The sequence below is a fragment of the Shewanella maritima genome (assembly GCF_004295345.1).
Taxonomy (GTDB): Bacteria; Pseudomonadota; Gammaproteobacteria; order Enterobacterales; family Shewanellaceae; genus Shewanella; species Shewanella maritima.
In genome coordinates, this window is sequence record NZ_CP036200.1 from 3,261,098 (window position 1) to 3,282,500 (window position 21,403).

General features: G+C 45.9%; 14 protein-coding genes, 1 tRNA gene, 1 rRNA gene and 1 pseudogene. 11 read left to right on the top strand and 6 right to left on the bottom strand.

Annotated elements, in window-relative coordinates; genetic code table 11:
- Positions 1-404: 404 nt before the first annotated feature.
- The 3 genes from srmB to EXU30_RS20860 are packed head-to-tail and all read right to left on the bottom strand — an operon-like array spanning position 405 to position 2,464.
- Positions 405-1,628: an ATP-dependent RNA helicase SrmB gene (gene srmB, locus EXU30_RS13945; protein WP_130601027.1), complete on the bottom strand. Its 1,224-nt coding sequence runs from the start codon at positions 1,626-1,628 to the stop codon at positions 405-407.
- Positions 1,629-1,682: 54 nt separating this feature from the next.
- Positions 1,683-2,162, bottom strand: a complete 480-nt coding sequence (locus EXU30_RS20855) for a hypothetical protein (RefSeq protein ID WP_341274629.1) — start codon at positions 2,160-2,162, stop codon at positions 1,683-1,685.
- Positions 2,156-2,464, bottom strand: coding sequence for a methyltransferase (locus EXU30_RS20860; RefSeq protein WP_341274630.1), 309 nt, complete (start codon positions 2,462-2,464; stop codon positions 2,156-2,158). The genes EXU30_RS20855 and EXU30_RS20860 overlap by 7 nt, the downstream gene beginning before the upstream one ends.
- A gap of 451 nt (positions 2,465-2,915) precedes the next feature.
- Here EXU30_RS20860 and brnQ point away from each other — a divergent pair, with 451 nt between their 5' ends.
- The 4 genes and pseudogenes from brnQ to recJ all read left to right on the top strand — a co-directional run bounded on the left by brnQ (position 2,916) and on the right by recJ (position 8,164).
- Positions 2,916-4,223, top strand: coding sequence for a branched-chain amino acid transport system II carrier protein (brnQ, locus tag EXU30_RS13955; RefSeq protein WP_130603487.1), 1,308 nt, complete (start codon positions 2,916-2,918; stop codon positions 4,221-4,223).
- Between the two features lie 82 nt (positions 4,224-4,305).
- Positions 4,306-5,241 carry a site-specific tyrosine recombinase XerD gene (xerD, locus tag EXU30_RS13960; RefSeq protein WP_130601029.1) on the top strand — a complete coding sequence of 312 codons (936 nt, stop codon included), beginning with the start codon at positions 4,306-4,308 and terminating at the stop codon, positions 5,239-5,241.
- Between the two features lie 126 nt (positions 5,242-5,367).
- Positions 5,368-6,105 (top strand): bifunctional protein-disulfide isomerase/oxidoreductase DsbC, encoded by a 738-nt coding sequence (dsbC, locus tag EXU30_RS13965; protein WP_130601031.1) that lies wholly within the window; start codon positions 5,368-5,370, stop codon positions 6,103-6,105.
- Positions 6,106-6,440: 335 nt separating this feature from the next.
- A pseudogene (gene recJ / locus EXU30_RS13970) lies at positions 6,441-8,164 on the top strand (single-stranded-DNA-specific exonuclease RecJ).
- Between the two features lie 226 nt (positions 8,165-8,390).
- On the opposite strand, the gene EXU30_RS13975 reads toward recJ, so the two are convergent.
- Positions 8,391-8,466, bottom strand: a tRNA-Phe gene (locus EXU30_RS13975).
- Positions 8,467-8,786: 320 nt separating this feature from the next.
- Between EXU30_RS13975 and EXU30_RS13980 the strand changes: the two genes are divergently transcribed.
- From EXU30_RS13980 to EXU30_RS13990, 3 genes are read left to right on the top strand one after another with little or no spacing between them, the layout of a single operon-like run.
- The gene (locus EXU30_RS13980; protein WP_242620214.1) at positions 8,787-10,991 is read left to right on the top strand and encodes an efflux RND transporter permease subunit; all 2,205 of its coding nucleotides are present in this window, start codon (positions 8,787-8,789) and stop codon (positions 10,989-10,991) included.
- The gene (locus tag EXU30_RS13985) at positions 10,988-11,728 is read left to right on the top strand and encodes a hypothetical protein (protein ID WP_130601033.1); all 741 of its coding nucleotides are present in this window, start codon (positions 10,988-10,990) and stop codon (positions 11,726-11,728) included. The genes EXU30_RS13980 and EXU30_RS13985 overlap by 4 nt, the downstream gene beginning before the upstream one ends.
- Positions 11,719-12,780, top strand: coding sequence for a 3-oxoacyl-ACP synthase III family protein (locus EXU30_RS13990; protein WP_130601035.1), 1,062 nt, complete (start codon positions 11,719-11,721; stop codon positions 12,778-12,780). The genes EXU30_RS13985 and EXU30_RS13990 overlap by 10 nt, the downstream gene beginning before the upstream one ends.
- A 103-nt stretch (positions 12,781-12,883) precedes the next feature.
- On the opposite strand, the gene EXU30_RS13995 is transcribed toward EXU30_RS13990, so the two are convergent.
- Positions 12,884-13,645: an outer membrane protein assembly factor BamD gene (locus EXU30_RS13995; protein ID WP_130601037.1), complete on the bottom strand. Its 762-nt coding sequence runs from the start codon at positions 13,643-13,645 to the stop codon at positions 12,884-12,886.
- Between the two features lie 124 nt (positions 13,646-13,769).
- On the opposite strand from EXU30_RS13995, the gene rluD reads away from it, so the two are divergent.
- From rluD to clpB, 3 genes are all read left to right on the top strand, one after another.
- Entirely contained in the window at positions 13,770-14,744 is a 975-nt protein-coding gene (gene rluD, locus EXU30_RS14000) for a 23S rRNA pseudouridine(1911/1915/1917) synthase RluD (protein WP_130601039.1), read from the top strand.
- A complete protein-coding gene (pgeF, locus tag EXU30_RS14005) occupies positions 14,744-15,475 on the top strand; it encodes a peptidoglycan editing factor PgeF (RefSeq protein ID WP_130601041.1) in 732 nt (243 codons plus the stop codon). The genes rluD and pgeF overlap by 1 nt, the downstream gene beginning before the upstream one ends.
- Positions 15,476-15,785: 310 nt before the next feature.
- A complete protein-coding gene (gene clpB / locus EXU30_RS14010) occupies positions 15,786-18,359 on the top strand; it encodes an ATP-dependent chaperone ClpB (RefSeq protein WP_130601043.1) in 2,574 nt (857 codons plus the stop codon).
- Positions 18,360-18,458: 99 nt separating this feature from the next.
- On the opposite strand, the gene EXU30_RS14015 is transcribed toward clpB, so the two are convergent.
- Positions 18,459-18,914 (bottom strand): DUF4124 domain-containing protein, encoded by a 456-nt coding sequence (locus EXU30_RS14015; protein ID WP_130601045.1) that lies wholly within the window; start codon positions 18,912-18,914, stop codon positions 18,459-18,461.
- An 844-nt stretch (positions 18,915-19,758) separates the two neighbouring features.
- On the opposite strand from EXU30_RS14015, the gene EXU30_RS14020 reads away from it, so the two are divergent.
- A 16S ribosomal RNA gene (locus EXU30_RS14020) occupies positions 19,759-21,310 on the top strand.
- The last annotated feature ends 93 nt before the right edge of the window (positions 21,311-21,403 follow it).

A 21,403-nucleotide genomic window follows, 5' to 3' on the forward strand; every position in this document is an offset into this window, starting at 1 on the left:
AACTCAGCCAAGCGTATTTGACTCTATAAATTAGCAGAGTATACGTTTATACAAAACGGCTATTTTGTAAAAAAATGCATGAATTGAACATATTTAACTACCAGAATTTAATACAATTTAGTGCGCCTTGTTACTAGCTTGTTGGGGAGAATGGAAGCTGAGTAAAAGCTCAATTAGTGAGTTTGTTGGTGAATTTGACTTTGTCCTAGGTGTTAATCGCGCAAAGCGGTATTAGCTTCGATAATGTGGGTGATAATGCAGAGCGGTATAGTGATATGTATTCGTTAGATTTTTTAGTTTGTTACTGACGTAAGTGGGTTGCTTTTTAAGCAAAAAACCTTGAGCAATTTATATTACTCAAGGCTTCGTTATTCTGAGATTGTCTTTAGCTGATCAAAGTTAAATCATTTTTTCGACTTTTTAGGCTTCTTGGCTTTCTTCTTCGTGCCTTTGGCTTTTTTCTTGGTCGGTACGCGTGCTTCTTTGTTATTAGGGCGCAGTGATTCGATGATGCGACGTTTTAACGGTTGTTCAATATAGCGCTCAACCTTGGCAACTATGCGCATATCGTGCGCTTCAACCAATGAGATAGCCGTGCCTTTGGCGCCAGCACGACCTGTACGGCCAATTCGGTGAACATAGGTGTCAGCTGAGCGAGGCATGTCATAGTTAATCACGTGACTAATATCTTCAATGTCGATACCACGTGCGGCAACATCGGTTGCTAACAGTACATTGACCTCGCCTTTGGTAAAGCTACCTAAAGCTTGGAAGCGTTTCTTTTGCTCCATGTCTCCACGCATAAACGCACATGGGATACCTGCTTGGCGCAGTAAACCTTCAAGGCTAGCAACAACCTCGCGAGTTTTTACAAACACAATGGCGCGTTTAACTTCTTCTTGCTGCAGTAGATTGCATAGCAAGGCAAACTTGTGCGATTGATTATCAGCTAGGTGGATCCACTGGTGGATTTTGGCTTTCTCGCTACGAGGTGCATCGTCAATATCAATCAATACAGGTTCAGTTAGTAGCTCGCGTGCAAAACGGTTTACTCCACCACCTTCAAGGGTTGCTGAGAACAACATGTTTTGCTTGCGGCCTTGAGCTTCAATCGCAATAGACTGCACGATTGAAGAAAAGCCCATATCTAGCATACGGTCTGCTTCATCAATGATTAGTTGCTCAACTGATGTGGCATCAAACAGCTTTTTGTCCAGATATTCGTGCAGTCGGCCTGGCGTTGCAATAAGGATATCAATGTTACCTTCAAGCGCTTCTTCTTGTGGTGCGTAAGGCACGCCACCTGTAATTAAACCAATATCGAGGTTTAAGTTGGTTGCCAAGTGACTGGCGTAGCGATGAATTTGGCTAGCAAGCTCACGGGTAGGGCTTAAAATAAGCACTCGCGCTTGACCTTTGTAGCGACGTGGAAAGTCGACTAGGTGCTGCATTGCAGGCAGCAAGAAGCTTGCAGTTTTACCTGTTCCAGTGGGCGCGCGGGCTAAAATGTCTTGCTGCTCCATTGCAAGCGGAATTGTTTGCTGCTGAATGCTGGTTGGGGTTTTATGGCCCATCGCTTTTAGGGACTCAAGAAGGCGATGGTCAAGTTCGAAATCTTCAAATAACATGGACATGTCTCACTGGAAACTAGCCGAGCAGTATAACTTATCTGCAGTGTTTCACTAAAGTTTTAAGTAAAAATCGCGGCAAATTTGCTGCATTTGTTGGCTGTAAAGACCATTTTTATCCTGGATGTGCATATGCTGTTGCAATAACTCAGCAGCATGCGCTGGTAATTCGCCGCTATTACGTTGCTCTTCAGCGTAAGATTCATGACGTAAACACAACAAAACTCGGCTTGGTGCTTTATGGCTTACAGTGGAAACATTAACCCGTTGCGCCAGTTGCAGCTGAGTGTTAGCCATAGCCTTAGTAAATGCATCAAGTGACTCACTCGGCAACACTAAGCTTGCTAAGCCTTTTTCTGCTAACAAGGTTTGAATGTGTTGCAATAGCTCGTTGAAACTTAAGCTGTTAGTGTGTCTGGCGTTAGCGCGCCTGAGTTCCTGAGTTTGCGGGCCATTGTCAAAGTAGGGTGGGTTACATAGGATGTGGTCGAACTTGCCAAGCCCATGCTTGCTACCTATGGCTGCGTTTAGCACGCTAACTTTATTGGGCCAGGGGAGTTTGCCACATTGTGCTTTGACTGCGCTGCTGCGGCTGCATCGATTTCAACCGCTGTGATAGCAACTGACTCGTGAGTTCGCTGCGCCGCCATCAAACTTAATATGCCGCTACCACTGCCTATGTCGAGAATGCGTTTGATGCTTTGCTTATCGCTTGGTGTACCCGCAAGCAAATCTTGCTGCAATGGTGCCCATGCGCCAAGTGCTACCGCATCTGTGCTTACACGCATACCGCACTTGTCATCATCGATATGAAACTGTTTAAACGTAAAAGGCATTCAGGCATTCAATTTGCTGCTGGTCGTTGCCGCGCAGTTTACCTCTATCTATTAACTGAAACTAGGGGCCTTAATGCCGCGGCTTGTTTGTTGCAAACTGGGCGTTAATGTATCGCTATAGTTACTGCTCTGTATTGGTTGTTGAACGCTTTTTGGTGTTTTTGGTTGGATGTACTGTATCAACTTGTTTGCAGCGAATATCTTTGTTATTTGTGTCTGCTACTGCATTACAACTTGAATAAACCTGTTGGGTTAGACTGCTTGCGTAAGCTAAATATGCATAGGGTTTGACTAGGTTTTCTATTCGACTTGTTGCCAAGGAATCATGAGGGCGGGTTGCCTAGTTTACGCATCTTGCAACAACTAGGCGCTAGATTAAATGCAACGAATCACTTAAGTTAACAAAATACTTACAAGAAGAAATAGGAAACACAGCGTGCAAACCAGCCAAATGACCCTAACCGATACGTTAGGATTGGGTTTTATGACTTTCGCCTTCTTTTTAGGCGCAGGTAACCTTATTTTTCCTCCTTTTGCGGGCATGATGGCCGGCGAAAACATGTCTCTAGCTATGCTTGGCTTTTTAATTACCGCGGTGGGTTTACCATTGGTCGGCTTGATTGCTGTTGCCAAAGCTAAAGGCGAGATTATGGCGCATTTGCCAGTCTTTGCTGCTACAGCACTTGCTGTGGCAATTTATATTATTATTGGTCCAGCCTTTGCTGCGCCTCGTACCGGTCTGGTGGCTTATGAGATTGGCGCTGTACCATTTTTATCAAACCCAAATGCCACTACTGTGATTGCTGGTGCGACGTTTAACATCTCGCAGCTGGTTTATTCCATTGTGTTTTTTGGCATTGTGATGCTGCTGTCACTATTCCCAGGTAAGCTACTCGATAATGTAGGTAAAGTGCTCACGCCAATTTTGATTATCCTACTTGTGGGTTTGGCCTTGTCGGTAATGTTTATTCCTGGCTCAGAAGTCGGCGCCCCAGTAGGCGACTATCAAGCTAACGCATTAACCAAAGGCTTCCTTGAAGGGTACAACACCATGGATACCCTAGCTTCGCTAATGTTCGGTATGTTGATTATCGATCTGCTGCGTAAAAAGGGGGTTGAAGATACCAAGCTGCAAACCAAGTACCTTATTCGCGCAGCGTTAATTGCTGCTGGTGGTTTAGCTTTTGTGTATGTGTCTCTATTCTTCTTGGGTGCGACAGCCGGTGATTTAGCAGCCGGTGCCGATAACGGCGGGGTAATTTTAACCAATTATGTCACCCATGAGTTTGGCACTATGGGAACTGTGTTGTTATCAACTGTTGTGACACTTGCATGTTTAACCACCGCAGTGGGTTTAGTGTCTGCATGTTCTGACTTTTTCAACGACTTGCAGCCGCGCTTTACCTACAGTCAATATGCTGTGTTCTTCAGCGTTGTGAGCGCAACGATTGCTAACGTCGGACTGGCAGAGCTAATTAGCATTAGCGTACCTGTGTTGATGACCATTTATCCTGTTGCGATTGCGCTGGTATTGGTTACCCTGGTTGGACACCTGTTCCCTAATCAGCAATTTGCCCATCGTGCGGTACTTGCTGTGGCTTTATTCTTCGGTATTTTTGATGGCATTAAAGCTGCTGGTTTTGAAGTGCACTTCTTCGATTGGGTGCCACTGCAGTCACAGGGTATGGCTTGGGTGATCCCAACAACGCTAATGATGATTGCCAGTTTGTTTATTGGTAAAAAACAAACCGCTCAATAGGGTTTATCAATAAAGCTTTAGCCTTGTAAATTGGCGCTATGTTATGTTTTGCATAACCTAGCGCTTTTTTAATGAGTTCTCTTTGTCAAAACAATCGAAATTGTCAGCAGTAAAAAACGACACCAAGCCACAAAGCAATCCCGTTATCGATGCGTTTTTAGATGATTTATGGTCATCACGCGGTGTAAGCGACAACACGCTCGCGTCTTATCGCACTGATCTTGCCCATCTCAATGCATTTTTCGCTAAGCGTAAGCAAAGGCTACAGGATGCGGGTACTCAAGATATTCGCGATTATCTTGCACACCGTTTTGAACAGGGTTACGCCAAATCAAGCAGTGCTAGGCTATTGAGTAGCGTTAGGCGTTTTTATCGCTATTTGGTGCGCAGTGGGCAGCGTGAAGATGACCCAAGTGCGTTGTTAGAGTCACCTAAACAGGCGCGGCATATTCCCGATACATTATCAGAAGCGCAAATTGATGCATTATTGAATGAGCCAGATACCGAAGACCCAATAGAGCATAGAGATAAGGCGATGCTTGAGCTGCTGTATGCCACAGGGCTGCGAGTAACTGAGCTTGTCAGCTTAACCATGGAGCAGATCAGTTTGCGCCAAGGTGTTGTGCAAATTGTGGGTAAAGGCGGTAAAGAGCGTCTAGTTCCTATGGGCGAGCTTGCAGTTGATGAGGTGATGCAATATTTGAAACTGGCGCGACCAATTTTGCTTAATGATAAACCATCAGATGTATTGTTTCCGTCTAAACGTGCTAAGCAAATGACTCGGCAAACCTTTTGGCATCGTATTAAGTTATACACCAGTCGCGCTGGCATAACCGCTGATTTGTCGCCTCATACATTGCGCCATGCATTCGCCACTCACCTGCTTAATCATGGTGCCGATTTAAGGGTGGTGCAGTTACTGCTAGGCCATAGTGATTTATCTACAACACAAATATACACCCATGTGGCTAAAGCCAGGCTTCAATCTTTACATCAGAGTCACCACCCGCGGGGTTAGGAAACTTAAATGAGTGACTCTTGCCTTAAAAATTTTTTATTAAAGTTGCGTTAATTGGGCATTCTCTGTAAGTTTTGCTCAGCAACTCAGGTCTAAATAGTTAGATCTCATTCAATAGGAATAAACATGAAAGTTCGTTTTTCGCTGGCGTTGATTGCTGGTTTGATATTTTCGCCTGTTACTTTGGCCGCTAACTCAACTGGCAGCATCGAAGACAAACTAACAGAGCAGCTTGTAGATAAGCTAAACGTTGATGTAGTGAGCATGGAAAAAGCACCTATCGAAGGGCTTTACCAGGCGGTAACTAAACAAGGTATGCTTTACATTAGTGAAGACGGTAGCAAGTTAATCCACGGTAATATCTATGCGTTAGATAACAACATGGAAAACCTAAGTGACACCGCATTTAATGCTGCGATGGCCGCACCACGTTTAGAAATGCTTAAGCCATTTGAAAAAGACATGCTGGTTTACAAAGCAAAAAACGAAAAGTATGTGGTCACCGTATTCACCGATGTTGATTGCGGTTACTGCCGTAAACTCCACAACGAAATGCAAGGCTACAATGATTTAGGCATTACCATCCGTTACTTGGCTTACCCGCGCCGTGGCGTGCCTTCAGCTAACGCAGATGAGATGCAAGCCGTTTGGTGTGCAAAAGACCCGCTAAAAGCGATGACTGAAGCTAAGTCTGGCGGTAATGTTAAGGCAGCAAGCTGTGATGTTGATATCAGCAAGCAGTTTTACCTAGGTCAACAGTTTGGTATTTCAGGTACACCTGCCATCGTATTAGAAAATGGCTCTGTTATTCCTGGTTATCAGCCGCCAGAACGTTTACTTAAAACGCTTCAGCGCGCGTTATAATCGTCAGCCGTAAACATACCCACATAGCTGGGTGAATAAACTACTTGAAGGTGAGCTCAGGCTCACCTTTTGTTTACCTTTTGCTAGTTAGTTGCTAGCTTATTTGGCTTACATTTAGCCTTAATACCAATTGGGATAAGTAAGTGATCGGATATTAGGCAGGAAAAATCGTTTAAAACAAGGCGGAAATTGCAGCTAGCTAGTTGTTCTACCTACAAAACTTCTAACGAAGTTATAAGCGATTTTAACCAGTAAGAATGATCACGTTCTTGTGCTAATTGGTATAATTTCTATCGCATATTTATTGCTCAGTTATCGCACTTTTATAGGTCTCCATGTCGCATTCTATTGTCCGTCGCCCTCAGGTTGATGACTCACATTTATCAGCTATTGAATCTCGTCTAATCCGCCAGCTTTACGCCCGCCGCGGTGTTTGCACTGAGCATCACGACCTCTCACTTAAGCATCTGTTAAGACCCAATACCATGATGGGGATCGACGCTGGCGCACAGATTATTGCTGATGCAATCCAAGCCAATAAAGCCATTATGATTGTTGGCGACTTTGACGCTGATGGCGCTACCTCCACAAGCGTGTGCATGCTGGCATTGAAAATGATGGGCGCTGCCAAGGTTAATTACCTGATCCCGAATCGCTTTGAGTATGGCTATGGTTTAAGCCCTGAGATTGTTGCAGTTGCTGCGGCGCAAGGGGCGCAGTTATTGATTACCGTTGATAACGGCATATCATCTATCGAAGGCGTGAGCGCAGCTAAAGCTGCGGGCATGCAGGTTGTGGTAACCGACCATCATTTGCCTGGACGTGAGCTACCTGATGCTGATGCCATTGTGAATCCAAACCAGCAAGGCTGTGAGTTTGCTAGTAAAGCCATTGCCGGTGTCGGTGTGGCGTTTTATTTAATGTCAGTACTGCGAGCAACCCTTGCTAAACGAGGCTGGTTTGATGCTCAGCAAATTGCCGAGCCAAATCTATCTAACTTGTTGGATATCGTAGCTTTAGGCACTGTGGCCGATGTGGTGGCGCTAGATGCTAATAACCGCCGCTTGGTACAAGCAGGTATGCAAAGGGTAAAAGCAGGGCGTTGCCGCCCGGGGATCACTGCGTTATTAGAAGTGGGGAAACGTACTCCTCAGCGTCTTGTTGCAGCTGATTTTGGCTTTGCTGTCGGCCCTAGATTAAATGCGGCTGGGCGGTTAGATGAAATGGCGTTAGGTGTCGAAACCTTATTGTGTGACGACATTATGAAAGCAAGGCAAATGGCTGCTGAACTTGATGGCTTAAATCAAGAGCGCCGCGAGCTAGAAACTGGCATGCAACAAGAAGCGCTCAAGTTTTTAGATGCGATGGCGCTCAATGAAGCTGAGCTACCTTGGGGCATCGCACTGTTTCAGGATGACTGGCATCAGGGCGTGATTGGTATTTTAGCGTCAAGAATTAAAGATAGGTATCACCGCCCAGTGATTGCTTTTGCTGATGCAGGTGAGGGAGAAATTAAAGGCAGTGCGAGATCCATTAAGGGCCTGCACATGCGTGATTTGCTCGATGCGATTAACACCCAAAACCCCGGGATGATCATTAAGTTTGGTGGTCATGCTATGGCAGCAGGCTTATCGATTCACGCAGACCGCTTTGCTGATTTTTGTTTGGCTTATGATGCCATGGTGAAGCAAACACTGGATAAAGAGCAATTGGCTGGTGAAGTGCTATCTGATGGTGAGCTTGCTATCGCTGAGTTAAATCTGGAGACGGCGCATCTGCTGCGTCAAGCTGGCCCTTGGGGCAAGCGTTTGAAGAGCCGGTGTTTGATGGGTACTTTAGAGTAGTGCAGCAACGCATTGTTGGCGAGAAGCATTTAAAGCTGCTAGTTGAAACCGAGTGCGGCGCGCTAATGCTTGATGCGATTGCATTCAACATTGATTTAAAGGTTTGGCCAGATGCCACCATTAGTCATGCCAGAATCGCTTATAAGCTTGATGTAAATGAGTATCGCGGTAATCAAACTGTGCAACTTATGGTGGAACATATTGAGCCTATGTAACCAAGGCGGGACACCGAAGTAAGAGAGAATATTCTATGGGCTAACGTTATTGCGTTGGCCTTTTAGTTGTGTTGCTTAGAAGAGGTTTGGTAGAGGCGCTGATAGTTTATACGGAAGTCGCTTATACAAGAGTCGCTAATAAAAGAATGATTAAACGCCAAAAACAAAAAAGCCTCGCATTGCGAGGCTTTTTCAGGTGTCGAAGTTATCAAGCACCTTAAGAATATGGTGCCCGAACCCGGAATCGAACCAGGGACACGAGGATTTTCAATCCTCTGCTCTACCAACTGAGCTATTCGGGCGACGGGCGCTATTAAACGAGTTTTATGGCTTGGAGTCAAACGATTTTTGTAAAAAACTGCTTTTACTGGTGTGTTTGCGCAAGAATTCCCCAGCTTTGCCAATCTTTGTTGTGCTCAGTCTTATTGAGCGTATTCACAATTGAGGAAACCGGAATTCAGCGCAAATGAGCTAAACCATCTCTTGGTCACTCACTTGACACTAACTATCCAAGCTTAGTGAAATTAATTCAATCAATTAGCAAATTTTTCTATCACTTCTACGGTCTATTAAATTAACTTACTCTTAAGGCCTTCAACTAATAACAATTGAGAACTAGCATTTGAGTTGGCAACAAAAGTTAATCCGTTTATCACTGGCATCGCCAATCACCTTGGGCATAGGCATTTTTGTACTACTGCTTTGGGCGCTTATGGGCGTCGCCCGTTTGAACTTGGACGTTAACTTTAACGATTACTTTGCTAAAGATGATCCTAGGTTTATTGATGCGAAGCGCATGCAACACTCGTTTGAGCGCAATGATGAGTTTTTGATGTTGCTTGAGTCAAAAATCAATGATGAGCCTTGGAGTAGCGAACACCGACAAACCCAGTTAATGAATTTTGTGGCTCAACTGCAGCGTAAGCAGGCGATTGATGAGGTAGGTGGTTACGTGGAGTTTGTTAATCAGAGTCAGCGTCAATCCCCCATTTTAAGTTATAAGCAGCATCCGCGCTTGCCTTTGGTGTTATCGGCTGATGAGCAAGCGATTATGTTAACCCTGCATTTAAATCAGGATGATCAGGATAAGTTTGGCAACACCACCTTATGGCGGGAGCATCACATTGATAGTGTGTTGAGTTTGAGCCAGTTTTATTGGCGCTCGCAAGGAGTTGAAGTCCATCTAACTGGGGCTGAAGCGCTTAACTGGCAATATGCAAAGGTATTGAGGCATGACTTAAGTTGGTTTGCGCCAGGGTTATTGTTAGTGATCACTTTTATGGCGTTGATGTTTATTAAAAGTCGCTGGTGGTTAATGGCAATTGCAGCAAACTGTTTGATGATATTGTTGCTCACTCTTGGGATCGCTGGCTGGTTCAATTTAACCTTGGCGGCAATTAGCGCGTTTATACCTGTGATTATCGTGACCTTATCATTGGCCTATTCAGCACACTTGTATCTTGGTTGGCAGCGTATTGGCACCCAGGTGGATGATGGCACAGGTACCAACGCAATAGCTGCGACGTTTGAACATAACCGTAAACCTTTGTTTTACGCCACGCTCACCACGGCCTTTGGCTTTTCATTGCTGTCGGTGAGTCCATCGCCTCCTATTCAAGCGTTTGGCGTGTTGGTTGCTTGCGCTGTGTTAATTCACTATTTGCTATGTCATACCTTGCTGGTGACGGTTGCTGCTAAAGCGCAAATCTCTGCTGTGACGTTTGACCGCGTTACTCGCTTTAGCAAGGTCGCTACAATGGCTAAACGCATAAGTGGTTACCCTAAAGCTGTCATGGCTCTGGTGGTTTTGCTGAGTTTGGTTGCAGCATCTAGTGCGTTCAAACTTAAGCTCAATGATGACCCTATGAGCTACTTTGCTGACGATAACCCGTTGGCAATTTCGCAGCAAAAAGTGCAGCAATACTTTTACGGCATTAATTTATTGCACATCCAAGTGCCTACCTCTCCTTATGCCATTTACGACAAGGCATACCTAAGCTTTTTGTATCGCTTTGGGCGCTACTTGCAATCCCAAGATGAGGTTAAGCGAGTCAGTCATATTGGTGATTGGGTTAAAAGCGCCGGTCTTTCTTCATCTCAACTTAAACGGCTTGCTCACGAAAATACGGTTGCCGAGCTTGGTTTGGGCGCAGAAATTTCAACAGGTTTTGAGTCAAGCTTGCTCACCATTTACTTAAAGCCGTTAACGGCCAGAGAAATGGTGGAGTTTGAACAGAAAGTTGAGCTATGGCTTGGTGAAAATCAAGGGCAGCTGCAAGTGGGTAAACTCACCAGTAGCAATTTAATGTTTGCTCATCTTTGCTTGGATAATGCCAAAAGCATGTTGCTTTCGTTTGCCATTGCACTGAGCTTGCTGTCGGTCATTCTAGGGTTGATTAAACGCAGTTTTGCTTTTGCCGTAGCTGGGCTGAGTCTTAACTTTTTGCCTTTGCTGTGGATGTTTGGTTTATGGCAAGTCACTGGCGGTTTTATCAGTATCGGTACAGCAGTGGTGTTAGGGATCATGCTCGGGATCATTGTTGATGACACCTTGCATTTGATGCTGAAACTGCCGGTAGCCAGCGATGATAAAACCGAGGTGCCAGGTTTAACCGAACAATTTTGGCAACAATACTCAGGAGTGATCCCTGTGGTGAGCTTTACCACTATGACATTGGTGCTGGGTTTTGGTATCGGCTTGATTTCTGAGTTTGGGCCGATTATTCAATTGAGTTTGTTGTCAGTAATCGTGATTTCGTTTGCCTGGTTGTTTGACGTGATCGTCTTACCAGTGGTCTATCGATACTTGCTAAGGAGGCCGCTATGAGTCAGCGCCGCTGTTTTGGTCACGCTGCTACGCCTAAAGTGACCGAGGGGAAAAACGCTGAGCGCTTAACACGCTGGATAGCGCAGCAAGCCAAGTCGCCGCTTGTTTTTACTGAGGCTCAGCAACAACATCTAGCTCGTTTATTGCCATTGTTGCTGTGTGGTGAACAGTCTGCTCAGTTGGTGTTTAACCAAGAGATTGAACGCCTTGGCCAGCAGCAACCTTCACTCACAGATAAAGAACGTTTGCGTACCATTGCCACGCTACAGGCTGTAGAGGCGGATGAGTGTCGCCACGATATTGCATTGCAACAAGTTGCCGACTCCCTGCCTCAGCATAATGATGCTGCTAGTGAAATAGCTAAGGTGCAAAGGTTAGCAAAGCGTTTTTATATGGGGTTGGGTCGTGTTGAGAATTATCAGCAGCATTTTGTGCGTATCGCGACCTTAGATACCTGTGTGACACAAATTATGCATAGTTTTGAGCACAGCAATTTAGGACGAGAACATGGCTTTAGCCAGCTTTGCGCCATGATAAAAAAAGATGAGGCCAAGCACGTGTATGTGAGCCGTCATCACGCCATTGGTCTAGGGGCTTCGGCTGATGATTTTGCTCAGCAGCAGGAGAGCGTGTCATCAGATCTATTTACCTTACTATTAACTCAGCAGCGCTCTTTTGAATCTATGGGTGTTTGTCTAGATAGCATTAAACAAAGATTGGAGGACAAATGGCAGTAAAGTTCGCCGCTAATGATTTAGCCGTTTATGGCATCGCACATCAGTTGCCCAATGAGCGTGTTGATAACGCCCATTTACTTGCTGCACTAGCAGAAAAATGTGGCCGCTTTGCAGCTCGTAAAGCTAAAAGCATCACTAAACACCTAGGCATTGAAAGCCGTTATTTGGTGCGGGATTTAACCACAGCGACAAGTAGTGCTAATCCATCAAGCATTGAACTGAGTAAGCAGGTGATATCTCAGGCGTTAGCTCATGCGGATATGACAGCTGCAGATTTAGATTACCTGCTGACGCATACCTGTACGCCACACACTCAAGTACCACCTAATGCTGCTTGGCTTGCCGATGTGCTTGCTTATCATGGACCTTATTTAGAGCTGCGGCAGGCTTGTACTGGTTTTGCCAATAGTCTACAAATTGCCTCGGCTTTTTGCGCGACCACGCCAAAACCTGTCGCCATTGTTGGGGTTGAAACTGGCTCTGTTTATTTTGATATGAGCAAGGAGTTTATCGACACTGAGCAGTTGGTTAATTATGTGCAAATGGGCGATGGCGCTGCGGCTTGTATTGTTGGGCCGCAAGCCACTGACAATTCAAACTTAGCATTGCTTAGCGATATTTATCTTGGTCAGGTAGGGCATGACAAACAGCCTGGATTTTACCTAGATTCAGGTTCAAACGATGTGGGTGAGAAACGCATGGCGCGTTTTCACCACAATACCGCTGCGGTGCGGGCTCAAGGAAGTCAGCTATTTGAACTAGGCTGGCAAGCGCTGCAAAGTCGAGGTTATCAGTTAGACGATTTTGCTTATATTTTGCCTCATCAAGCCAATGGACATATCGACAGCTTAATGGCAAAAGAGTTAGGCATAGAACCACAGCGGATAATTAATGATGCTAAGCACTTAGGTAACTTAGGCTCTGCTGCTATTTGGGTGAGTTTGTCTCGGTTGATCCACTCAGGTAAGTTAACTTCGGGCGATAAAGTTGCCGTGCTCGGCGCAGAGGCGACCAAGTATTTGTATGGCGGTTTTGTTTATCACCATAAATAGTTCATTTTAAGTTCTGTGTAATCATTCGAATTACAGATACAAAAATGCCCGCACGATGATGTCGTTAGCGGGCATTTTCTATCTGGCTAGCTTTTGATGACGCTTATCGGTTTAGCGACTCATTTTCAGGGAAGTTAACCTGCATCACCATTTGTGCATGTTCTTTTAGCTTGTCTTGCCCTAACTCATCGTAAGCGATGGTCATGATTTCCAATGCGCGCTCAGTTGCAGGTGTCCCTGGGAATTTCTCTAACACAGTTTGCGCACGCACTGCCGCAGCGCTCCACGCGTTCATTTTGACATAATATTCAGCCACCTTGATTGAATACATCGCTAGGCGGTTTTTCAAAAACTGCATACGCTTTTGCGCGTCAGCTGCATAAGGGCTGTTTGGGTAGGTCTTAATCAAACGCTCAAAGTCACGGAATGCATCTTGGGCGTTTTTAGGGTCACGATCGGTGCGATCAATGTTCATCATCTGATGGAACAAATAATTATCAGCCTGCATGTTGGTTAGGCCGCGCATGTAGTACACGTAATCAATGTTTGGATGCGTTGGGTTTAAGCGAATAAAACGGTCGATGTTAGCAATACCTGAAGCTGCATCGTCCATTTTGTAATAAGCGAAAATGAGGTCAAGTTGTACTTGAGTTTTGTGCGCACCAAATGGGTAACGCGAGTCTAGTGCTTCAAGCGAACGTACTGCTTTTGAGTAATTGCCGAGCTCCATTGAGGTGCGAGCTTGTTTATAAAGTACTTCTGGAGAGGCTTTACTGGCTGTGAGTTCTTCTTCTGATTGATTGCTACTACAGGCAGTTAGCGCCAATGTTGCGATTAACGCTAGACCTTTTGCATATTTATACATACTTGAATTCAATTCTTTTATAAGTTGTAGTTAAGAATTTTTCCATTTCACGGTAAAATAGAAAACATCCGATTGTAACAGATAGCACATTTACTTTGGACCCCAATATCGGGGTACGGTTCCTATGACACAACAGATTAATCTAAAAAGCGAGATCACAGCAACACAAACCGGCCTAAGATTGGACAGAGCATTGGCCGAATTGTTCCCTGATTATTCCCGTACACGCATCAAAGAATGGATCCTATCTGGTGCAGTTAGCATTGACGGTACCACAGTTGATAAGCCGCGCGAAAAAGTTTTTGAGTCGCAAGAAATTGCAATTGACGCCACGCTGGAAGAAGAAGTCCATGCCGAAGCCCAAGACATTGACCTCAACATTGTTTACGAAGATGACCACATTATAGTTATCAACAAGCAAGCTGGCTTGGTGGTTCACCCAGGTGCGGGTAATGCCGATGGCACGTTAATGAATGCCTTGTTGCATCATCACCCTGAAATTGAACATGTACCGAGAGCTGGTATTGTTCATCGTCTGGATAAAGACACCACAGGTTTGATGGTGGTGGCTAAAACCGTTGAAGCGCAAACTCACTTAGTCGCCGCGCTGCAGGCTCGTGACATTGTTCGTGAATACGAAGCGCTAGTCACTGGCACTATGACAGCGGGCGGCACAGTCGATGAGCCAATTGATCGTCATGAAACTAAGCGCACACAAATGGCGGTAGTTCATGGTGGCCGTCCATCGGTTACACATTACCGTGTTGCTGAGAAGTTTCGTGCGCACACGCGTTTACGTCTGCGCCTTGAAACAGGTCGTACTCACCAAATTCGTGTGCATATGGCCCATATTGGTCATGTGTTGGTTGGTGACCCTGTATATGGCGGCCGCCCGCGCCCGCCGAAAAAGGCTAGCGAAGAATTTTTCGACACTTTAAAAGATTTCAAACGCCAAGCTCTGCACGCGGTGCGTCTTGAATTAGCGCACCCGTTTACCTGTGAAATCATGACCTGGCATGCGCCAATACCTGATGACATGGTTAAGCTAACCAAAGCCATGCGTAAAGATCTGGAAGAAAACCCGGTCGAGTACCTTTAATGTGGCAAACTAACTGGCCTGTACCCGCTAATGTTGGCGTAGCCTTTACTGACCGACATGGCGGCGTGAGCGAAACACCTTTTGATAGCTTGAATCTTGGCGATCATGTGGGTGATGCACCAACTAAGGTTGAGCATAATCGGCAGTTAGTGACATCTATGCTTGAGCTACCAGCTAAGCCTGTGTGGCTCAAGCAAGTACATGGTACTCATGTACTTGAAAACCCCGCCTTACCTTCTTGTTCGTCAAAGCCGATTGAAGCCGACGCATGTTATGCTAATCGAAGTGGTATTGTTTGCGCTGTGATGACAGCAGATTGCTTGCCTGTCGTACTATGTGATGAGCAAGGAAGCGAGGTCGCAGCCATTCATGCCGGTTGGCGTGGCTTGTGCGATGGCATTATTGAGCAGACCACACATAAGTTTGCTGCAGACTATCAAAACTTGATTGCCTATTTAGGCCCAGCAATTGGCCCTAAAAAATTTGAAGTGGGCGCAGAGGTCAAGCAAGCGTTTGTTGCTCATAATGCAAATGCCGCGAATTGTTTTACTGCATCTGGTGATAAGTATTTGGCTAATATTTATCAGTTAGCTGAGCAGCGCTTATCCGCCCTAGGTATTAACACTATTTATAGTAGTGATGAATGCACAGTCTCTAATACTGACTTTTTCTCTTATCGCCGCGAAAAGCAAACTGGCCGCCAAGCGACGCTTGTGTGGTTAAAGTCTTAAACTGAATGCTAAGCATTAGCGTCTGATAGTAAACGCTAGTCAGCTTGATCCTTTGTATTGTTCTTTAGCTTTTCTTGATCTGTTTAGCTTTCTAGCTAGTTTTGATTAGCCACTGTGCTATTGGCGCTCTGTCTCCATTTTATATCCGACATTTACACTCTGGTTTATTGGCTGTATCGAAGACTTGAATTTATTTCATCAGTCCCCATTTCTTTACTAGATTAATGTTTTGGTGCGCATGCTCTTAGTAAAAGCCTTTTTAATAAAGAGAACTTTGTAGTGGCAGCCATGTTAGATAGTAGGAGGTAGTATGAGACTCGACCGCATGACTAATAAGTTTCAGATTGCGATTTCTGATGCTCAATCTCTAGCGCTTGGGCGCGACCATCAATTTATAGAACCAACCCACCTTATGATGGCGTTGCTTAATCAAGATTCTGGCTCAATTCACCCGCTGTTAACTCAAGCGGGGATTCAGGTTAGCGCGCTGCGCTCAAAACTAAGCCAAGAGTTGGAGCGCTTGCCGCAAGTAGAAGGCACTGGCGCAGATGTGCAGTTATCTCAAGGCTTAATCCGCCTGCTAAACCTATGCGATAAGCTGTCGCAAAAGCGCAAAGACAAATACATCTCCTCAGAGCTATTCATTATTGCTGCGCTTGAGGGGAACGATGCACTCTCCAAAGCTCTGAAAGAATCGGGTGCCACAAAAGAGCTGATGGAGAAAAGCATTGAGCAAATGCGTGGCGGACAAAACGTGGATGATCCTAATGCTGAAGATCAACGCCAAGCTTTGAAGAAATTCACTATCGATTTAACTGAGCGCGCTGAGCAAGGTAAGCTCGACCCTGTGATTGGTCGCGACGATGAAATCCGCCGCACAATTCAAGTGCTGCAGCGCCGCAGCAAAAATAACCCTGTGCTAATTGGTGAGCCAGGTGTGGGTAAAACTGCAATCGTCGAAGGACTTGCACAGCGCATTGTTAATGGTGAAGTACCTGAGGGTATTAAGAATAAGCGCGTGCTTTCGCTAGATATGGGTGCCTTAATAGCAGGCGCTAAGTATCGCGGTGAATTTGAAGAGCGCCTGAAAGCAGTATTAAATGAGCTTGCCCAAGAAGAAGGGCAAATCATCTTATTTATTGATGAGCTACATACTATGGTTGGCGCCGGTAAAGGCGAAGGCGCGATGGATGCGGGGAACATGCTCAAACCTGCGCTTGCTCGCGGTGAGCTACATTGTGTTGGTGCAACCACGCTCGATGAATACCGTCAGTATGTCGAAAAAGACGCTGCGCTTGAGCGTCGCTTCCAAAAAGTTGTGGTCGATGAGCCGAGTGTTGAGGCGACCATTGCAATTTTGCGAGGTCTGAAAGAGCGTTATGAGCTGCATCATCATGTGGAAATTACAGACCCGGCGATTGTTGCTGCGGCGAGTATGTCGCACCGTTATATTTCAGATCGTAAGTTGCCAGACAAAGCCATCGACTTAATCGATGAGGCTGCATCGAGCATTCGGTTACAAATCGATTCTAAACCAGAAACGCTTGATAGGTTGGAGCGCCGCGCGATTCAGCTAAAGCTAGAAGAGCAAGCATTGGCAAAAGAGTCTGATGAAGCCAGCCGCAAGCGTCTGTCGCATTTGCAATCAGAGCTTAAAGAAGTTGAGCTAAATGCTAACGAGCTAAATGAAATTTGGCATACAGAAAAAGCAGCGCTTGCCGGTACTCAGCATATTAAGGCCGATCTGGAACAAGCACGAATGGACCTCGAGGTTGCTCGCCGCGCCAGTGATTTAACGCGCATGTCTGAGCTACAGTACGGCCGCATCCCTGAACTTGAGAAGCAACTCGATCTTGCATCTCAAGCGGAAATGCAAGACATGACCTTGTTGCGTAATAAGGTGACTGATGTTGAAATTGCCGAAGTGCTGTCAAAAGCGACTGGTATCCCAGTTGCAAAAATGCTTGAAGGTGAACGCGAGAAATTGCTGCACATGGAAGATGCACTGCATGAGCGAGTGATAGGTCAAAACGAGGCCGTTGATGCGGTAGCTAACGCTATTCGCCGTAGCCGCGCAGGGCTTGCTGACCCGAATCGCCCGATTGGTTCTTTCTTATTCCTCGGTCCAACAGGTGTGGGTAAAACTGAGCTGTGTAAATCTTTGGCAAAGTTTCTGTTCGATACAGAGTCAGCCATGGTGCGTATCGACATGTCTGAGTTTATGGAAAAACATGCGGTGTCGCGTTTAGTTGGTGCACCACCAGGGTATGTCGGCTATGAAGAAGGTGGCTACTTAACTGAAGCGGTAAGACGTAAACCTTATTCAGTTATCTTGCTTGATGAAGTTGAGAAAGCTCACCCTGATGTGTTCAATATCTTGCTGCAGGTGCTCGATGACGGCCGTTTAACAGATGGCCAAGGTCGCACGGTCGATTTTCGTAATACTGTGGTGATCATGACATCTAACCTAGGTTCAGATGTTATTCAGGAGCAGTTTGAACAGTTGGATTATCAAAGCATGAAGCAGCAGGTGATGAACGTGGTGACGCATTCATTTAGACCTGAGTTTTTAAACCGTGTCGATGAAAGTGTGGTATTCCACCCGCTTGCCGCTGAGCATATTGCCCATATCGCAAGTATTCAGCTAAATAATCTCAAGCAGCGTTTGGCAGAGCGAGATTTCGACATCGAGATCAGCAAAGACGCGTTAGCTTTAATTGCCCAAGCCGGATTTGATCCTGTTTATGGTGCAAGACCACTTAAGCGTGCCTTACAGCAAGAAGTTGAAAATCCGCTGGCACAGCTACTACTGAAAGGTGAGTTAGTACCGGGCAAAGTGATAAAAGTAGATGTTGTCGATAGTCAGCTGATGTTTAATCAATAGCTATTGGAGAAGCCTCAGTGCTTTTTACTGAATGATAGAAACAACAAAGGGAGCAATTGCTCCCTTTGTTGTATATAGAATTTGAATCGGCAAGCTCTACTATTTACAGAAGAGTTTTACCCTCTGCTCATTCTCGTTTATTGCCTGTGTTTTTTGTTCAGCGGTCATTTGCTCCATCTCACCGGTTTTTTCATTCTTTCGAGTCAGGCGGTTGTAGCTCTTTAATACGCTTAAACTGTGCTTAGCACTTTCGCAAAGCTCTTTGGCTTGTTCTTTGTCTGTTGCGTTAATGATAGCGGCTGATTTTTCTAACTCAGATTGCTTTTGCACTTGCTCGCGTTTCTTTGGGGCAATATACCCTGCCTTAGCTGGTTCAATGTCTTCGCTATATATTTTAGTTGCGTTGACGCCTTTCGGCGGTTGCTCGCTGTAGTGCACCACGCCTTTATCATCGACCCAAGTGTAGATCACTGCTGCAGAGGCGAGTGGTATTGCAACTACAAAGATAAATAAGGCTGCTGTGATGTTGATTAGTAAAGAGTGCTGTCGGCTCATGGTAACGTCCAGGTTGTATGAACTTATTTGTTATTTATCCCAACATAGGATATCCGCATAATAAAGCCAACAAATAATCTAATAAAAATTGTTCGAAGGCAAAGTTACCTGAATCAGTAGCTTAGCTTCGCTGCGTCCATCTGAGAGCAGAGTAATGCTCTAAGGCTAAAAATAACTTGTCATTTTTAGTCTATGCTTATCTGTCCCGCTCGAGTTCAGTGCTCTTTTGCATAGCTTGCTAGGCTCTTTTAGTAATGGTTTAGTACCTGGCTAGTACTGAAATGGAGCTGTAATGCACATTTAGGGCTGGTGTTGCTTAAATTGTGCGCGCTTGAGCAGTGTTTTTAAGAAAATCGCATATAAGGGCTTGCGCAAATAAATCTGCCCCCTATAATGCGCACCCACTGACCTACAGGACGTAGGGAATGCCAAAGCTTGTCTGGAACAAGCTTGGTAGGCACGGCGCAGCGGCCAACACGAGGTGTAGGCAGTGAACCTGACAGTTTGATTTGAAGGCATTTAAGCCACTCAAATCAAGGCGAAAAGAAAGTTTGAAAAAACACTTGACGCCGAGATGGGAAAGCGTAGAATACGCAGCCCTGACCCGATGAGCCAAGCGCGAACGGGATGCTCTTTAACAATATGACAAGTATATCTGTGTGGACATTCACAGAGCGTTAAATTCGACAGATTCATCTTTTGATGAGTCACAAAATTTAAAACTCATTGATGTTCATACGACACAAGTTAATTTGAATTGTTCATTCAATTTAAATTGACGCATGACAGTAGAATTCATTGAGTCAGTTCTTTCTATTTTATAGAGAGTGACTGTAAAAACTTTTAATTGAAGAGTTTGATCATGGCTCAGATTGAACGCTGGCGGCAGGCCTAACACATGCAAGTCGAGCGGAAACGAGTTATCTGAACCTTCGGGGGACGATAACGGCGTCGAGCGGCGGACGGGTGAGTAATGCCTAGGGATCTGCCCAGTCGAGGGGGATAACAGTTGGAAACGACTGCTAATACCGCATACGCCCTACGGGGGAAAGGAGGGGACCTTCGGGCCTTTCGCGATTGGATGAACCTAGGTGGGATTAGCTAGTTGGTGAGGTAATGGCTCACCAAGGCAACGATCCCTAGCTGTTCTGAGAGGATGATCAGCCACACTGGGACTGAGACACGGCCCAGACTCCTACGGGAGGCAGCAGTGGGGAATATTGCACAATGGGGGAAACCCTGATGCAGCCATGCCGCGTGTGTGAAGAAGGCCCTAGGGTTGTAAAGCACTTTCAGCGAGGAGGAAAGGTTAGTGGTTAATACCTGCTAGCTGTGACGTTACTCGCAGAAGAAGGACCGGCTAACTCCGTGCCAGCAGCCGCGGTAATACGGAGGGTCCGAGCGTTAATCGGAATTACTGGGCGTAAAGCGTACGCAGGCGGTTCGTTAAGCCAGATGTGAAAGCCCCGGGCTCAACCTGGGAATTGCATTTGGAACTGGCGAACTAGAGTCTTGTAGAGGGAGGTAGAATTTCAGGTGTAGCGGTGAAATGCGTAGAGATCTGAAGGAATACCGGTGGCGAAGGCGGCCTCCTGGACAAAGACTGACGCTCATGTACGAAAGCGTGGGGAGCAAACGGGATTAGATACCCCGGTAGTCCACGCCGTAAACGATGTCTACTCGGAGTTTGGTGTCTTGAACACTGGGCTCTCAAGCTAACGCATTAAGTAGACCGCCTGGGGAGTACGGCCGCAAGGTTAAAACTCAAATGAATTGACGGGGGCCCGCACAAGCGGTGGAGCATGTGGTTTAATTCGATGCAACGCGAAGAACCTTACCTACTCTTGACATCCAGAGAATTTACCAGAGATGGTTTAGTGCCTTCGGGAACTCTGAGACAGGTGCTGCATGGCTGTCGTCAGCTCGTGTTGTGAAATGTTGGGTTAAGTCCCGCAACGAGCGCAACCCTTATCCTTATTTGCCAGCACTTCGGGTGGGAACTTTAGGGAGACTGCCGGTGATAAACCGGAGGAAGGTGGGGACGACGTCAAGTCATCATGGCCCTTACGAGTAGGGCTACACACGTGCTACAATGGCGTATACAGAGGGTTGCGAGACCGCGAGGTGGAGCTAATCTCAGAAAGTACGTCGTAGTCCGGATTGGAGTCTGCAACTCGACTCCATGAAGTCGGAATCGCTAGTAATCGTAGATCAGAATGCTACGGTGAATACGTTCCCGGGCCTTGTACACACCGCCCGTCACACCATGGGAGTGGGCTGCAAAAGAAGTGGGTAGTTTAACCTTCGGGAGAACGCTCACCACTTTGTGGTTCATGACTGGGGTGAAGTCGTAACAAGGTAGCCCTAGGGGAACCTGGGGCTGGATCACCTCCTTATCGACACGAATTTAGACCTGTTGAGTGTTCACACAGATAACTTGTCGCTTCTTTTATAAGAAGTGAGAGTCAAATGCGCCGCGAGCCGGTTAG

What these genes read in the sequence shown, in the direction of transcription:
- srmB (WP_130601027.1), bottom strand. Translation starts at nt 1,628, where the DNA reads ATGTTATTTGAAGATTTCGAACTTGACCATCGCCTTCTTGAGTCCCTA.
- EXU30_RS20860 (WP_341274630.1), bottom strand. Translation starts at nt 2,464, where the DNA reads ATGCCTTTTACGTTTAAACAGTTTCATATCGATGATGACAAGTGCGGT.
- brnQ (WP_130603487.1), top strand. Translation starts at nt 2,916, where the DNA reads ATGACCCTAACCGATACGTTAGGATTGGGTTTTATGACTTTCGCCTTC.
- dsbC (WP_130601031.1), top strand. Translation starts at nt 5,368, where the DNA reads ATGAAAGTTCGTTTTTCGCTGGCGTTGATTGCTGGTTTGATATTTTCG.
- EXU30_RS13985 (WP_130601033.1), top strand. Translation starts at nt 10,988, where the DNA reads ATGAGTCAGCGCCGCTGTTTTGGTCACGCTGCTACGCCTAAAGTGACC.
- EXU30_RS13990 (WP_130601035.1), top strand. Translation starts at nt 11,719, where the DNA reads ATGGCAGTAAAGTTCGCCGCTAATGATTTAGCCGTTTATGGCATCGCA.
- EXU30_RS13995 (WP_130601037.1), bottom strand. Translation starts at nt 13,645, where the DNA reads ATGTATAAATATGCAAAAGGTCTAGCGTTAATCGCAACATTGGCGCTA.
- rluD (WP_130601039.1), top strand. Translation starts at nt 13,770, where the DNA reads ATGACACAACAGATTAATCTAAAAAGCGAGATCACAGCAACACAAACC.
- pgeF (WP_130601041.1), top strand. Translation starts at nt 14,744, where the DNA reads ATGTGGCAAACTAACTGGCCTGTACCCGCTAATGTTGGCGTAGCCTTT.
- clpB (WP_130601043.1), top strand. Translation starts at nt 15,786, where the DNA reads ATGAGACTCGACCGCATGACTAATAAGTTTCAGATTGCGATTTCTGAT.
- EXU30_RS14015 (WP_130601045.1), bottom strand. Translation starts at nt 18,914, where the DNA reads ATGAGCCGACAGCACTCTTTACTAATCAACATCACAGCAGCCTTATTT.